Here is a 14,386-nt window from a genome sequence, read left to right on the forward strand (position 1 = left end):
ATTTATTTTACTTCCAAACATATTTTTTTACCCTATTTTTTATAGTTTGCTAGATATTGGTTTAACTGATCTTTAATATGTAATTTTTCTTTTTTAAGATTTGAAATTTCAATATCACTTAATAAATTTCTTCCTTCTTCTGCATCTTTAATTTGATCGTCAAGTTCATTATGGCGCTCAAATAATTTATCAAAATGCGCATCTTTTCCTTTTAACTCTGACATAAGTTCACGATATTCATGTAACATAAAATTCTCCTTAAAAATTGATACAATTTAAAAAATATTAAACGATATGTTACATTGTAACTAATTAAATGATATTTTTGGCTTAAAAAATGCTAAATAATTCAATAAATCTTAAATATGTTACAAATTAGCGATTTGTTAAATTAAATAATTATAATGAAGATTTCTAAGTCATTGAGGACGAATCCTCAAGAGTTTATTTAGAGTTTTGTTTTTTTAAAGTTCTTAAAGTAGAGGCAGCAATTCTCATTTTTCTTGTAGTGCCATCTTCTAGGGTTACACGAACTGTTCTAAGATTAGGTAAAAAGCGTCTTTTTGTTTTATTGTTAGCATGGCTGACATTATTACCCACCATTGGTCCCTTACCTGTGATTTGACATATTCTTGCCATATTTGCATCCTTTGGAAATTTTAAATCAAGATTTTATCAAATTTAAGCTTAAAATATTCAAATATTTATACTATTTTTAATTTATAAATAGATAAAATGTTTTTCTTTAAAATTTTTTACTTTACGAGGCTAAGCTTATGTATGTAGCTCCGAGTTTATTATCGGCCAATTTTTTAAAACTAGAAGAAGAGATTAAGGCAATTGATGAAGCAGGAGCTGATCTTTTGCACATTGATGTTATGGACGGGCATTTTGTTCCAAATTTAACCTTTGGACCCTGTGTAATAGAAAAAATTTCAACCATTACCGAAATACCTTTAGATGTCCATTTAATGGTAAAAGATGTGGGTAAATTTGTAGATCTTTTTATCCCTATCAAGCCTAAATTTATTTCTTTTCATATAGAAAGTGAAGCCCACCCTATACGACTTTGCGAGTATATAAGAAGTCAAGGAATCCATCCTGCTATTGTTTTAAATCCACATACTCCTATAAATTCCATAAAACATATGATAGACTTTGTAGATATGGTGCTTTTAATGAGTGTTAATCCTGGCTTTGGTGGACAAAAATTTTTACCTTTAGTATATGAAAAAATCAAAGAATTAAGAAGACTGATCGATGAAAAAAATGCTAAGCTTTTTATAGAGGTCGATGGCGGGGTTAATGGTTTAAATGCAAGTGATTTAGAAGCTGCGGGAGCAGATATTTTAGTCGCTGGAAGTTATATTTTTTCTTCAAATGATTATAAAACTTCAATTTCATCTTTAAAGCTTGAATTTTGAGTTTGCAGCAAGTTGATCAGATTATTTCTATCTTAAGTAAGCAAAGTAAGCCCTATGAGTGGGTAATTAAAGAATTTAAAAAGATTGAAGAATTAAAAGATTATGAACTTGATTTAGAAACTTTTGAGCTTTTGGGTTTGGGTTTGACTTTGGATAAAAATAATATTTTTACCTTGCAAACGCGTACAAAAAAGATCAAAGAAGAAATTTTTTGCATTGTAGATATAGAAAGTACAGGCGGGATTAAAAACGGACAAATTTTAGAAATAGGTGCAGTTAAGATAAAAAATTTGCAAGAAATTGATCGTTTTAGCTCCTTAATACAGGTAAAAGAAATTCCTGAAAATATTACAGAACTTACAGGAATTGATTTAGACATGGTAAAAGATGCACCGAGTTTGACTAAGGTTTTAAATGATTTTAGACTTTTTTTAAAAGACAGTATTTTTGTCGCACATAATGTGCGTTTTGATTATGGTTTTATTTCCAAGGCTTTAAATGAGTGTGGTTTTGGAATTTTGCTTAATCGTCGTATTTGCACCATAGAATTTGCGCAATGCTGTATAGAAAGTCCAAGATATAAATTAGATGTTTTAAAAGAGCTTTTAGGGATAAAAAATGCCCACCATAGAGCTTTAAACGACGCTTTGGCTGCGGCTGAAATTTTTAAACATTGTTTTGGCAAACTCCCTTATCATATCAAAACCACTGAAGAACTTATAAATTTTACCAAGACTTCTCGCATAAAGCAAAAATAAAATATTTAAAGAGTATAATTAAAACATAAATGACGGGAGCTTGTGATACAGGCTGAGAGTAAGCTAAAAGCTTAGACCGAACCGGAACTAGATAATGCTAGCGTCGGAAAGATTTATACTTTCTACAATTTACTTGTACCCTCATTTATCCAAATTTTTCAAAGGATAAATATGAAAACTCAAATGCTTTATGCTAAAGAAGGTATTTTTACCAAAGAAATGGAGATTGTTGCTCAAAAAGAAGAGGTAAGCAAAGATTTTTTGCTTGAAAATATAGCTTGTGGCAAGATTATTATCCCAGCTAATATCAATCACAAAAGCCTTGATCCAAATGGTATAGGACTTGGACTGCGTACTAAGGTTAATGTAAATTTAGGAGTTTCAAATGATTGCGTTGATTATAGCGAGGAAATGAAAAAAGTAGAGCTTGCTCATAAATTTGGAATCGAAGCCATTATGGATTTAAGCAATTATGGCAAAACAAGTCGTTTTAGAGATGAACTTATCGCGGTTTCAAAAGCTATGATAGGAACAGTTCCAGTTTATGATGCGGTAGGATTTTTAGAAAAAGATCTAAAACAAATCAGTGCTAAAGATTTTTTAGATGTGGTTTATCACCATGCAAAAAGTGGAGTTGATTTTATGACTATACATGCGGGTATAAATTCGCGTGCAGCTAGAGTTTTTAAGGAAAGCAAAAGACTTACCAATATAGTTTCTAGGGGAGGATCGGTGCTTTATGCTTGGATGGCTATGAAAGAAGCTGAAAATCCTTTTTTTGAATATTATGATGATTTGCTTGAAATTTGTTTAAAATATGATGTAACCCTATCTTTAGGCGATGCTTTGCGTCCAGGATCTACACATGATGCAAGTGATGCAGCACAAATTGCCGAGCTTATCGAATTATCTTTGCTCACTCAAAGAGCATGGGAAGCAGGAGTTCAAGTGATGATAGAAGGACCTGGACATATGGCAATTAATGAGATAGAAGCTAATATGCAAATTGAAAAACGCATTTGCAAGGGCGCTCCTTTTTATGTTTTAGGGCCTTTAGTTACGGATATTGGTGCTGGATATGATCATATAAGTGGAGCTATTGGTGGTGCTGTGGCTGCTGCTGCGGGCGCTGATATACTTTGTTATGTAACTCCTGCAGAGCATTTAAGATTGCCTGATTTAAATGATGTTAGAGATGGTATAGTGGCCACTAAGATTGCAGCTCATGCAGGGGATTTAGCCAAACTTCCAAAAGAAAGAAAAAGAGATGATGAAATGAGTAAGGCAAGACAGGATATTGACTGGGAGAAAATGTTTAAGCTTGCTATTGACGGTGAAAAAGCTAAAAAAATGTTTAACGAAAGGCGCCCTGATGATTTAAATTCTTGCTCTATGTGTGGAAAAATGTGCGCTATGAATACTATGAATCAGGTTTTAAAAGGTGAAAATGTAAGTTTAGTTTGAGTAAATTTGCACATTAAGATTTACCATTATCCCGTGATCACTAGCCTTTAAAGTCATGGGATAATCAATCTTTATAAGATTGTTATATTGAGCTAAGGCATCTATGAAATCATATAAGCGTCTAGGATTATTAATCAATGCTCGGATGTTGATTCTATGGGTAAGATATTTTTCTTTTTTATCTAGTTTAAGTTCTGTTATTTGGATATTTTCAAAGTATTTTTCTAAAAAATTTTGAAAGTGCGTGAGATTGAATTGTTGTTCAAATTGCTCTAGACTTTTATTATTTTCTGTTCTTAAGGCGCTTATTTTATTTTCACTAGCATCTAGCTTAGCTTTTGCTGCATTAAATATAGCTGCTTGCGAATTTTTTCTTAAATGGGTTTGTTTGTAATCTTTCAGCGCAGGCAATAATAAAAATAAAATCAAAGCAGTACATACAGTAATAAAGCTTAAAACATAAATAACAATCTTTAAAATATTTAATTCTTCAAGACTTTTATCTTTCATTGTAAAACTCCTGAATTTTGTTTACTTATGCTAATAAAGCGATACCAGCCATTGTTTAAACGATAATAAGTTGTAAAGCTTTGATCAAAAATACTTTTTAGCGGTGTTTCTAAAAGTAGGGCAAACATTTCTTTTGTTGGCGTAATTCCTATAAGTTTTAGAGAATTTTCTTCTTGTTCTACACTTTCAAGAGTGATTCCATCGGTTTTAACTATTATATCAAAAAGATTTTTTAAGCTATTTTTGAAAGCTTGATTTTGAGTGTGAAAGGTATTTGCAATTTTACTTTGTTCTAGAAGAATATCATATAATTTTCCGTTTTCTTGTGTTTTATTTTGAAATTGCAAAACTTGTTCTTTTTGTTCTTCTATAAAATTATGCGTTAATGCGATTTGAGTAAGATATAGAAAATATACCGCAAAAATAAAAACTATACCAAAACTAAAAAGCCCAAACCATATTTTGTCAAAGAGTGTAAAGATAGGTTTTTTTCTAGGTTGTATGAAGCTATAGCTTTTCACTGAAGCTCCTTTTGCATAAGTTCTATGATTGAATCTAAGGTATTGATTGGCTTAGATTCAATTTCCAGTAAAGTTTCTTCTTCTAAAAATTCAATAGCACTTTGATCAAGCTCTTTGGTGCTAAGGATTAAAGCCTTATCGATAAACACACTTGGATATTTGTCATCTTTATAAAATTTTTCAATACTTGTAACAATATGACGACAAAGTTCTATGTCATTTCCAAATTGATCCATTTCTTCAAGATCAAATTTATCTTTGCCATCCAAAAACTCTGAATCATTCTCATTATTTCCTAAAATATTATCAAATTGATCAAGAGCATTAAGCTTATCTTCTAGGGTTTCATTAAAATTATCAAGCGTTACTTCGGTATCATTTAATGTATCTTCGCCTAAGTTGTCTAAATTCTCTTCTTGATGTCCAAATTCTAGATCCAATTCTTCTTCAAAGAAAATGATATCTCCATATAAAATTTCAATACCTCGGCAAATTATAAGAGTTAGAATATGCTCATGCTTATAGGCGTAAAGAGTTGTTTTATCGCTGTTTGGTTTTTCTTTTAAAATATTATGATAAAGTATAGCAAAAGGAGAGTATAAAAAATCTAAACCACCATAATCTTCAAACCATTCATTAAAGTATTCTATGTGTTCTGTTGCTGTGTATATCAAAGCATTATTTAAAGCGATGGATTTTAAACTCATTTTACCTACATTAAAACGCTCAAAATCCTCGTCGTTTTTACTAGGAATCAAACCTTGCTCTTTGACATTTAAAAATAATGCTGTGTGATAAAATAAAAATTTGCTATTGAGTGTTTTTACATATTCTAATAATTTTTCACTCTTATCAAAGGTTTTTTCATTACTACTTATAAGTTTGTGATTTTTATATATAGAAGTTTTAAGGATGTTTTTTTTATCTTCTAAAATAATACTTGTGAAAAGTTGTGGTAATATTTTTTTAAGTAAAAATAACATTTTATTCCTTAAAATTTATCCATTTGTTCAATTTTTTTAAAATGTTCAAGTAAAAAAAATTTAGCTTGATCTTTATCTAAACTTGAAATATCCAAGGGTTCGCTAAGCCTATAGACTAAATGAGTAAAAGGCTTAGGTAAAATCATTTTATCCCAACTTTTAAATTCCCAAAAATTTCTTGCCTCATAGTTTAAAATTCTTATTTTAACATTTTTTTTCTGTGCAAGCAATACCGCTCCATCTGAAATGCTATGATAAGGTCCGCGTGGCCCATCAGGAGTAATGACTACATCATGATTTTCATCTAAAATTTTAAAAGCACTTCGAAGAGCTGTACTAGCTCCTTTTGAAGTGCTTCCACGCACGGTATCTAATCCAAACAATTTGATAATTCTAGCAATTTGCTCCCCATCTCTATGATGAGAGATCATAACATAAGCTTTTTTTCCTTTTTTGCCAAAATGCCTAAATGCGAAAGGCATAAGGGCAAGACGCCCATGCCAAAAAAGTATCACATTAGAAATTTGATCAACTTTATCACCTTTGTAGGTTTTTTTACAAGTAAGAAAAATCAACCATTGTAGAATGAAAACTAAGCGTGCTATAAAAGCTATTTTAAATGATTTCCCCATATAAAACCATACGCTTTGCATTAGTAATTTTTACTTCTTTAAAAGTTCCTAAGAGCTCTTCGCTGCCTTCAACTTGCACTAGAAAATTATTATCTGTTCTACCCGCGATAGCATTGCCTGCTCTTAATTCTTCAAAAAGAACTTTAAAAGTTTTATTTTCTTGTTTTTTAACAATATCGTCTAAAATTTCATTATGACGAGCCTGTAGAGTACTAAGTCGATTTGAGGCTATCTCTTCATCGATTTGATTTGGCATGGTAGCAGCTTTGGTTAAAGGGCGTTTAGAGTATTTAAAAGAAAACATTTGTTCAAAGCGTACTTTTTCTAAAACTTCCATGGTTTCTTCAAAGTCTTTATCGCTTTCTCCTGGAAATGCAACAATAATATCTGTGGATATGCTAACATTTGGGCAAAGTTCTCTTAATTTTAATGCTCTATCTAGATACCATTCTTTGGTGTAACCACGCTTCATAGCTTTTAAAATTTGACTTGAGCCACTTTGCAAAGGCATATGCATTGATTTACAAACTTTTGGATTTTTGGCAAATACTTCTAAAAATTTATCGTCCATATGTAGAGGATGAGGACTTGTAAAACGGATGCGCTCTAATCCTTCTATGGTGCTAAGTTCTTCTAAAAGATCTGAAAAATCCATTTTTTTGTGTTCATTTCTAAATCTTTTACCATAATTATTGACATTTTGTCCTAATAGGAAAATTTCCTTAGCTCCTTTATCTACTGCTTTTTGTGCTTCTTTATAGATGATATTTAAAGGAATGGAAATTTCATCTCCCCTTGTATGGGGAACTATACAATAAGTACAATGCTTATCACAACCTATAGAGATATTAATATATGATTTATAAATGCTATTTCTAAAATCCCCAAAAGCGAATTCACTCTCATCATAATCTATATCAACGCTCATAAATTTAGGAGTGTTAACAGCTTGGGTAATTTTAGAAATATTCCTAGCTCCTAGTACAAAATCCACATAAGGAGCACGACGAAAGATTTCACTCCCTAAATGAGAAGCTGTACATCCACAAACTCCTATTTTTGCGCCTGATTTTTTAACCTTTTCAAAGCCACCCACTTCTGAAAAAAGCTTATGCACAGGCTTTTCACGCACAGAGCAGGTATTGATAAGTATCAAATCTGCTTCTTTAATATCTTCTGTTAAAGTATAATTATCTTTTTGCGTCAGTTCTGCTATCATATGTTCAGAATCTCTGACATTCATTGCACAGCCTAAGGTTTGAATAAAAAGTTTTTTCGAGCTCAAAGAATATGAACCTCATACATAAAATCATTACTATCTAAACCATATCTGATAGTTCTATGATAAACACTTAAGCCTTTTTTTTCAAAGTGTTCAACCAAGGCAATAAGATCTTTGTGTGAATTTTCTTTATCAAAATAAAAAAACTTTTGTCCTTCTTGATTTACAGCCTCTTCAATTTTAGCTAGACTAATATTTTTAGGCTCTTCATTGATTAAATTTCTTGCCAATTTTAAATCCATATTATATCCTTAGCGTCTTTTAAATCTATAATTTTATCAAATTTTACTTTTAATTAAACTTATTAAAGATATACTTTTAATCTACTTTCTTAAAAAAATCCCAAAAGAAAAGGTATCGATAATTATGGAAAGAATCGCAGACATTATAGAAAGCATTGCGAATGAGAAAAATTTAGATATAGAAAGCGTGAAAGAAAAAGTTATTATAGCTTTGATAAATACAGCAAAAAGAATTTATGGGCAAGAATATGACTTTTTTGTAGATAGAAAAAATTTAAATCTTTATCAAAAAATTACAGTTGTGGCTGATAATGACGAAAGATTGAATGAAAATAAAGAAAGTTATATTGAATTTAGCAAGGCTAAAAAAGAAGCGCCTGATGTTGAAATTGGTGATGAGCTTACCTATGAATGTTCTTTAGAAAATTTAGGAAGAACAGCTGTAAATATTTTACACAAAGAATTAGAATACCATATACAAAAACTACTTGAGCAAACCATTTTTGAAAAATATAAAAATAAAGTTGGTCAAATGGTTTTTGGAAATGTTGTGCGAATTGATAATGAGGAAAATACCTATATAGAAATCGATGAGCTAAGAGCTTTTTTACCTAGAAAAAATCGCATCAAGGGTGAAAAATTTAAAGTGGGCGATGTTGTTAAAGCTGTGATACGCTGTGTTTATACGGATAAGGGTATTAAAATGGAGCTAAGTCGCACAAGCCCTAAATTTTTAGAATGTTTACTTGAAGCAGAGGTGCCTGAAATTAAAGATGGATATGTAAGCGTAGTTAAATGCGCCAGAATTCCTGGAGAAAGAGCGAAAATTATACTTCAAGCAAATGGGGCAAATATTGATCCTGTGGGAGCTACTGTAGGTGTAAAAGGGGTTAGAATCAACGCTGTGAGTAAAGAATTGCATAATGAAAATATAGATTGTATTGAATTTAGCAATGAACCTGAAATTTTAATCGCAAGAGCTTTAGCACCTGCTATAGTGAGTTCTGTAAAAATTGAAAATGAAAAAGCAATTGTAACTTTAAACAGCGAGCAAAAGAGTAAGGCCATTGGAAAAAGCGGTATTAATATTCGTCTTGCGGGTATGCTTAGTGGATATGAAATCGAACTTAATGAAGTGAATGCTCGCACCACAAGCAATACTTTAAGTAATGAAGAAGCCTTGAAAAACTTGCAAGATTTATTTAAAATTTAATCTTTTAATTTGTGAATTTGTAAAATTCACAAATATTTCTTATCAAACCATCTCCAATAAAAAGCCACAAATATAAACACCATTCCAAGTAAAGCCGTGATTGTAGCAAGCTTAAAACCTTGTTCAAACAATAAGCCCATGAGTTGAGAAATAAGAGCGCTAAAGCTAAGATAAACCATATCTGTATAAGCAATCACTCTGCCATAGTAAGTTTTATCACAATTTTTCTGAATCATAGTATAAGTATAAGCCCAAAGGGATGAGGTACAAAATCCCGCAGCAATAAGGCCTATAAATGAAATATAAAAATTAAACTGGGTTAAAGCCCAAAGTATAATTCCTAAACCTTGACCTAAGTATAGAAAAAATACATTTTTATTGTTTGTGATTTTACTTAGAAAAATAGGACCAAAAGCTAAAGCTAAAGCCCTTATTGCATTTAAAAACCCTATAACCAAAGCAGCGGATAAAACTTCTTTGTATTCGTGTTGGGCTAATAAAGTTACTAATGTTTCATAAGCGGTAAGTCCTATAAAAGCGTGCAATATAATAAGATGAAGGATAATTTTATTTTGTAAAACATATAAAAAACCTTCTTTAATCAGAATAAAAAATTTATTTTGAATTTTTTGTTTAAAATGAGGAATATGAAGTTTGGTTAAAAATAAAATTCCAATAATTATCAGACAACAATCAAACAAAAAGGCCGCTTTAATGCCAAAGAAATTGATAAAAATTCCCGCACTTGCCATACTTGCTGTATAAGAAACCGCCCAAATTACACTATGCATCTCATTAGCAAGCTTGAGTTCTTTTGGATTTAAAATTTTAGCTAGCAAGCTCATTTCAGCTTGAAAATAAATCGAAGCCACGCAAAGTCTAACAAAAATTAAAATAAATAAAAGCCAAAGCATGCTAAGACTGGTTACAAAGATAAGGCAGAAAATAGAAACAAGTTCTATGCTAATCATACTTAACAAAAGCTTTTTGGGTTTGTTTTTTTCTACTATAACTCCATTAATAGGAGCAAGCAAAACTCCTGGTAAAAAAGCAAGCATAGCGCTTGTAGCCGTTGCCCAAGTAGGAGCGTTAAGGCTTACTAAAAGAGTAAAAACACCTGTTTGGGAAAACCAAGCGCCAAAATACACGATAAATTGTACTAAGGTTAGTATTCTAATATTTTTATTATTTTTCAATAAGTCAATATAATTCATAAGCGAAACTATAGCATAATTTATGTTTTTAAATGCTATAATAAAGCTAAAAATGGATTTAAGGAAATAACTTGAAAAGATTAGATAAAGAAGAAGCTCTTTATTTGTTAAGGAATGCAAATTTAGTAGAACTTGGAGAAATGGCTTATCAAAGAAAATTAGAACTTCATCCTGAAAAAATCACTACTTTTGTTATAGATAGAAATATTAATTATACCAATGTTTGTTGTATTGATTGTTCTTTTTGTGCTTTTTATCGCCATCATAAAGAAGATGATGCTTATATTTTAAGCTTTGAGGAGATAGGCAAGAAGATAGAGGAGCTTGAAGCTATTGGGGGTACGCAAATTCTTTTTCAAGGCGGGGTGCACCCAAAATTAAAAATAGAATGGTATGAAGAATTAGTTTCTTGGATAAAAGAACATTATCCAAATATCACTGTACATGGTTTTTCAGCGGTTGAGATCGCTTATATCGCAAAGGCATCTAAAATTTCAATTTCTGAAGTTTTACAAAGACTTCAAGCTAAGGGCTTATTTTCTATACCTGGAGCAGGTGCTGAGGTGCTAAGCGATAGGGTGCGTGATATTATCGCACCTAATAAATGCGATACTGCTACTTGGCTAGAAGTACATAGAAGAGCGCATGAAATCGGCATGAAAAGCACTGCTACTATGATGTTTGGAACGGTTGAAAGTGATGAGGAGATTATAGATCACTTCGAGCATTTGAGAAAATTGCAAGATGAAACAGGAGGATTTAGGGCCTTTATTTTATGGAGTTTTCAAAGTGAAAATACAGCATTAATCCAAAAACATCCTGAAATCATGAAGCAAAGTTCAAACAAATATTTAAGACTTTTAGCTTTGGCTAGACTTTATTTGGATAATTTTAAAAATTTACAAAGTTCTTGGGTAACACAAGGTTCATTGATCGGGCAACTTGCTTTAAAATTTGGGGCCAATGATTTAGGCTCAACCATGATGGAAGAAAATGTTGTAAGCGCTGCAGGAGCAAGTTATAGAATGAATCAAGATGAGATGATAAGACTGATTAAAAGTTTAGGCGAAAATCCAGCTAAGCGTAATACAGCTTATGAAATTTTAGAAAGGTTTTAATGCAGAATTTAGAAGTTAGTGGAGTAAAAATTCCTTTTATTTTTGAAGAAAATAACGATTTTCCTATTGTTATCTTAAAGCTTGTTTTTAGAAACTGTGGAAGAAGTTATGATGAAATAGCAGGACTTGCAAAGATGTTTGCAAGAATTTTAAATGAGGGTGTAGATGATAGCTTTTTTAAAGAATTGGAATTTAAAGCTGTAAATTTGGAAGCAAGTAGTGGTTTTGAAAGTTTGGAAATCAATCTTTCTTGCTTAGAAGAAAATTTTGAATTCGCTTTAAAACACTTAGAAAATTTACTTTTAAATCCTAGATTTGAAGAAAAAATTTTAGAAAAACTAAAAATTAATGCCCTAGGTGAGCTTGCTAGTAAAAATAGTGATTTTGATTATTTAGCAAAAAATTTGCTCAATAGCGAAATTTTTGGATGCAAAGAATTTCAAAGTCCAAATGATGGCGATGAGAAAAGTATTAAACAAGTTTCTTTAAGTGACTTGGAGAGTTTTTATAAGAAAAATATTAATTTAAGCAATCTTGTAGTGATTTTAGGCGGGAATTTAAGTCAAGAAAAGGCTAAAGGCTTATTAAATAAATTAATAGCAAAACTTCAAAAAGGCAGTCAAAATTCACAAAAAACTTATGAAATCAACTCAAAAAATAAAGACATAATCCAAATCAGAAAAGAAAGCGAACAAGCCTATATTTACTTTGCTGCACCCTTTTTTACAAAATTTAATGATAAGGATTTTTATCTTGCAAAAATCGCACTATTTATTTTAGGTCAAGGCGGTTTTGGATCAAGGATAATGGAAGAAATTCGTGTTAAAAGAGGGCTTGCGTATTCTGCTTATGCTATGCTTGATATGAATGCATCTTTTACTAGAGTTTTTGGTTATTTGCAAACTAAAAATGAAAGTGCTAAAGAAGCTAAAAAGATAGTTAAAGAAGTATTTAGAGATTTTGTAAAAGAAGGAGTGAGTCAAAATGAGCTTGTGCAGGCTAAAAATTTTCTCATAGGTTCAACTCCTTTGCGTTATGAAAGTCTTAGTAGGCGTTTGTCGATAAGTTTTAATGAGTATTATCAGGGATTGCCAAAAGGATATTATAAAGAAGAATTAAAGCTCATAGAAAAAGTAGAACTTCAAGAGCTAAATGCTTATATTCAAAAACATAATGAAATTTTAGATTTAAATTTTGCAAGTATTGCAAATGAAAATTAAAGAAAATGATTTTGATTTTTTTAAAAAATTAAAAATTAAAAGCGCGATTGATTTAGCGCTTATCTTACCTAAAAAAATCGAAAATTTAAGTCCAAGCAAAACACCTAAAGAAAATGAGCTATGCACTCAAAAAATAATCATTAAAAGCATTCATTCAAAAAAAGGTCAGCTCTTTGGTTTGGGATTTTGTAAAGAATGGAGTCAAGACATTTCCTTTGTATTTTTTCATCCTAGGGCCTGGCACTTTGGAATTTGTAAAATAGGCAAAGAACTTATTTTAAATGCAAAACTTACGCGTTTTGGCCATGTTTGGCAATTTAACAATCCTAAAATTTTAACTTCTTTTGCAGGTTTTGCTCCAAAATATCAAATTCAAGGTTTACAAGATAAAAAAATTTCTGAATTTATACACAAATATCTTAATTATGAAAATTTAAAAGAAAGTGGGATTGAGGATAAATATATCCATTTTCTTTTAAATTTACACACTTATGATGAAAAAAGTTTTTTGATGTTTGAGAATTTGGAGCGCTTTGAGAAAGATTTAAAATATATTGAAATTTACAATTTTTTAAAACGCTTGAAGGCTAAAAAAAGTCACTTTAAAGCTTATGAAATTGAAATTTTCAATATAGCCAATTGGCTAAAAAATTTACCCTTTTCACCCACTCGTGATCAATTAAATGCTTTAAAGGATATAGAGCAAGATTTGGGCTCTAAAGAAGCTAAAAGACGGGTGATTATGGGGGATGTAGGCTGTGGCAAGACTTTGGTTTTGTTGGGTGCTGCTTTGATGGTATATCCAAAACAAGCTATCTTAATGGCTCCTACTAGCATACTTGCCAATCAACTCTATGAAGAGGCAAAAAAGCTTTTGCCTGAATTTGTGGATATTTTATTTATTAAAGGGGGTAAAAAAGAAAAAGATTTGGAAGAAAAAATTAAAAAAGCCAATTTGATTATAGGAACCCATGCACTCATTCACCTTCAAAGTCATAATGCTGTGCTTGTAATGATAGATGAGCAGCATCGCTTTGGCTCTGCGCAGCGTCAGCAAATTTATTCTTTAAATGAAAATGAATTAGCCCCACATTTTATACAATTTTCTGCAACTCCCATTCCAAGAACTTTAAGCATGATACAATCAGAACTTTTAAATTTTAGTTTTATCAAGGAAATGCCTTTTAAAAAGGATATCACCACTCTTTGTATACAAAATGAAGGTTTTGCAAAGCTTAGTGAAAAAATCAAAGAAGAAATCGCACAAAATCATCAAATCATCATCATCTATCCCTTAGTCAATCTAAGCGATAAAATTCCTTATCTTTCTTTAGAACAAGCAAGGAGGTATTGGGAGGATAATTATGAAAAAGTTTTTGTTACGCATGGAAAAGACAAGCAAAAGGATGAAATTTTAGAGCAATTTCGCGATGAGGGAAATATTTTATTAAGCACCACAGTCGTAGAAGTAGGAATTTCATTGCCAAGGCTTAGTACTATTGTTATTGTAGGAGCGGAGCGCTTAGGCCTTGCTACCTTGCATCAACTTCGCGGACGCGTGGGTCGTGTCGGACTTAAAAGCACTTGTTATCTTTATACAAAACTCAAAGAAATTCCAAGTCGTTTAAAAGAATTTGCTAGTACTTTAGATGGTTTTAAAATCGCAGAACTTGATCTTAAAAATCGTTTGAGTGGAGATTTGCTCGATGGATTTATCCAGCATGGAAATGAATTTAAATATTTTGATTTTTCCAAAGATGAATACATTTTGGAAAAAGCAAAAAAAGATTTGATGGAAATATAAT

General features: G+C 31.1%; 16 protein-coding genes and 1 riboswitch. Of the genes, 7 read left to right on the plus strand and 9 right to left on the minus strand.

Annotated features, from left to right (window positions below):
• Positions 1-32: 32 nt before the first annotated feature.
• Together BGS43_RS07035 and rpmB are read right to left on the minus strand one after the other, a co-directional pair.
• Complete coding sequence (locus BGS43_RS07035; RefSeq protein WP_002778454.1) at positions 33-248, minus strand: YdcH family protein; 216 nt, start codon at positions 246-248, stop codon at positions 33-35.
• 196 nt (positions 249-444) lie between these two features.
• Positions 445-639: a 50S ribosomal protein L28 gene (gene rpmB, locus BGS43_RS07040; RefSeq protein WP_002778456.1), complete on the minus strand. Its 195-nt coding sequence runs from the start codon at positions 637-639 to the stop codon at positions 445-447.
• 137 nt (positions 640-776) lie between these two features.
• Here rpmB and rpe point away from each other — a divergent pair, with 137 nt between their 5' ends.
• The 3 genes from rpe (at position 777) to thiC (ending at position 3,646) form a co-directional block, all read left to right on the plus strand.
• Positions 777-1,424 carry a ribulose-phosphate 3-epimerase gene (gene rpe, locus BGS43_RS07045; RefSeq protein ID WP_002795284.1) on the plus strand — a complete coding sequence of 216 codons (648 nt, stop codon included), beginning with the start codon at positions 777-779 and terminating at the stop codon, positions 1,422-1,424.
• A complete protein-coding gene (locus tag BGS43_RS07050) occupies positions 1,421-2,182 on the plus strand; it encodes a 3'-5' exonuclease (protein WP_025398741.1) in 762 nt (253 codons plus the stop codon). The genes rpe and BGS43_RS07050 overlap by 4 nt, the downstream gene beginning before the upstream one ends.
• Positions 2,183-2,204: 22 nt before the next feature.
• A riboswitch (TPP riboswitch) is annotated at positions 2,205-2,309 on the plus strand.
• Between the two features lie 44 nt (positions 2,310-2,353).
• The gene (gene thiC, locus BGS43_RS07055; RefSeq protein ID WP_025398742.1) at positions 2,354-3,646 is read left to right on the plus strand and encodes a phosphomethylpyrimidine synthase ThiC; all 1,293 of its coding nucleotides are present in this window, start codon (positions 2,354-2,356) and stop codon (positions 3,644-3,646) included.
• Here thiC and BGS43_RS07060 read toward each other — a convergent pair.
• From BGS43_RS07060 to BGS43_RS07085, 6 genes are read right to left on the minus strand one after another with little or no spacing between them, the layout of a single operon-like run.
• Positions 3,638-4,156, minus strand: a complete 519-nt coding sequence (locus BGS43_RS07060; protein ID WP_025398743.1) for a hypothetical protein — start codon at positions 4,154-4,156, stop codon at positions 3,638-3,640. The genes thiC and BGS43_RS07060 overlap by 9 nt on opposite strands.
• Positions 4,153-4,677, minus strand: coding sequence for a hypothetical protein (locus tag BGS43_RS07065; RefSeq protein ID WP_002778461.1), 525 nt, complete (start codon positions 4,675-4,677; stop codon positions 4,153-4,155). The genes BGS43_RS07060 and BGS43_RS07065 overlap by 4 nt, the downstream gene beginning before the upstream one ends.
• Positions 4,674-5,660 (minus strand): hypothetical protein, encoded by a 987-nt coding sequence (locus BGS43_RS07070; protein WP_025398745.1) that lies wholly within the window; start codon positions 5,658-5,660, stop codon positions 4,674-4,676. Before BGS43_RS07070 ends, BGS43_RS07065 begins: the two co-directional genes overlap by 4 nt.
• Before the next feature lie 8 nt (positions 5,661-5,668).
• Positions 5,669-6,292: a lysophospholipid acyltransferase family protein gene (locus tag BGS43_RS07075; protein WP_002778463.1), complete on the minus strand. Its 624-nt coding sequence runs from the start codon at positions 6,290-6,292 to the stop codon at positions 5,669-5,671.
• Positions 6,276-7,577, minus strand: coding sequence for a tRNA (N6-isopentenyl adenosine(37)-C2)-methylthiotransferase MiaB (gene miaB / locus BGS43_RS07080; RefSeq protein WP_002798945.1), 1,302 nt, complete (start codon positions 7,575-7,577; stop codon positions 6,276-6,278). The genes BGS43_RS07075 and miaB overlap by 17 nt, the downstream gene beginning before the upstream one ends.
• Positions 7,574-7,816, minus strand: a complete 243-nt coding sequence (locus BGS43_RS07085; RefSeq protein WP_002778465.1) for an HP0268 family nuclease — start codon at positions 7,814-7,816, stop codon at positions 7,574-7,576. The genes miaB and BGS43_RS07085 overlap by 4 nt, the downstream gene beginning before the upstream one ends.
• 124 nt (positions 7,817-7,940) lie before the next feature.
• On the opposite strand from BGS43_RS07085, the gene nusA reads away from it, so the two are divergent.
• Entirely contained in the window at positions 7,941-9,029 is a 1,089-nt protein-coding gene (gene nusA / locus BGS43_RS07090) for a transcription termination factor NusA (RefSeq protein ID WP_002803864.1), read from the plus strand.
• Positions 9,030-9,055: 26 nt separating this feature from the next.
• On the opposite strand, the gene BGS43_RS07095 is transcribed toward nusA, so the two are convergent.
• The gene (locus BGS43_RS07095; protein ID WP_002798943.1) at positions 9,056-10,243 is read right to left on the minus strand and encodes an MFS transporter; all 1,188 of its coding nucleotides are present in this window, start codon (positions 10,241-10,243) and stop codon (positions 9,056-9,058) included.
• Between the two features lie 71 nt (positions 10,244-10,314).
• On the opposite strand from BGS43_RS07095, the gene BGS43_RS07100 reads away from it, so the two are divergent.
• The 3 genes from BGS43_RS07100 to recG are packed head-to-tail and all read left to right on the plus strand — an operon-like array spanning position 10,315 to position 14,385.
• Entirely contained in the window at positions 10,315-11,361 is a 1,047-nt protein-coding gene (locus BGS43_RS07100; RefSeq protein ID WP_025398746.1) for a dehypoxanthine futalosine cyclase, read from the plus strand.
• Positions 11,361-12,581 carry a M16 family metallopeptidase gene (locus tag BGS43_RS07105; RefSeq protein ID WP_002798935.1) on the plus strand — a complete coding sequence of 407 codons (1,221 nt, stop codon included), beginning with the start codon at positions 11,361-11,363 and terminating at the stop codon, positions 12,579-12,581. Before BGS43_RS07100 ends, BGS43_RS07105 begins: the two co-directional genes overlap by 1 nt.
• A complete protein-coding gene (recG, locus tag BGS43_RS07110) occupies positions 12,571-14,385 on the plus strand; it encodes an ATP-dependent DNA helicase RecG (protein WP_096569304.1) in 1,815 nt (604 codons plus the stop codon). The genes BGS43_RS07105 and recG overlap by 11 nt, the downstream gene beginning before the upstream one ends.
• The last annotated feature ends 1 nt before the right edge of the window (position 14,386 follow it).

Source organism: Campylobacter sp. 110 (assembly GCF_002383965.1).
Taxonomy (GTDB): Bacteria; Campylobacterota; Campylobacteria; order Campylobacterales; family Campylobacteraceae; genus Campylobacter_D; species Campylobacter_D coli.

Excerpts from the sequence above, each read along its gene's own strand:
- BGS43_RS07035 (WP_002778454.1), bottom strand. The coding sequence starts at position 248 with ATGTTACATGAATATCGTGAACTTATGTCAGAGTTAAAAGGAAAAGAT.
- rpmB (WP_002778456.1), bottom strand. The coding sequence starts at position 639 with ATGGCAAGAATATGTCAAATCACAGGTAAGGGACCAATGGTGGGTAAT.
- rpe (WP_002795284.1), top strand. The coding sequence starts at position 777 with ATGTATGTAGCTCCGAGTTTATTATCGGCCAATTTTTTAAAACTAGAA.
- thiC (WP_025398742.1), top strand. The coding sequence starts at position 2,354 with ATGAAAACTCAAATGCTTTATGCTAAAGAAGGTATTTTTACCAAAGAA.
- BGS43_RS07060 (WP_025398743.1), bottom strand. The coding sequence starts at position 4,156 with ATGAAAGATAAAAGTCTTGAAGAATTAAATATTTTAAAGATTGTTATT.
- BGS43_RS07070 (WP_025398745.1), bottom strand. The coding sequence starts at position 5,660 with ATGTTATTTTTACTTAAAAAAATATTACCACAACTTTTCACAAGTATT.
- BGS43_RS07075 (WP_002778463.1), bottom strand. The coding sequence starts at position 6,292 with ATGGGGAAATCATTTAAAATAGCTTTTATAGCACGCTTAGTTTTCATT.
- BGS43_RS07085 (WP_002778465.1), bottom strand. The coding sequence starts at position 7,816 with ATGGATTTAAAATTGGCAAGAAATTTAATCAATGAAGAGCCTAAAAAT.
- nusA (WP_002803864.1), top strand. The coding sequence starts at position 7,941 with ATGGAAAGAATCGCAGACATTATAGAAAGCATTGCGAATGAGAAAAAT.
- BGS43_RS07095 (WP_002798943.1), bottom strand. The coding sequence starts at position 10,243 with ATGAATTATATTGACTTATTGAAAAATAATAAAAATATTAGAATACTA.
- BGS43_RS07105 (WP_002798935.1), top strand. The coding sequence starts at position 11,361 with ATGCAGAATTTAGAAGTTAGTGGAGTAAAAATTCCTTTTATTTTTGAA.
- recG (WP_096569304.1), top strand. The coding sequence starts at position 12,571 with ATGAAAATTAAAGAAAATGATTTTGATTTTTTTAAAAAATTAAAAATT.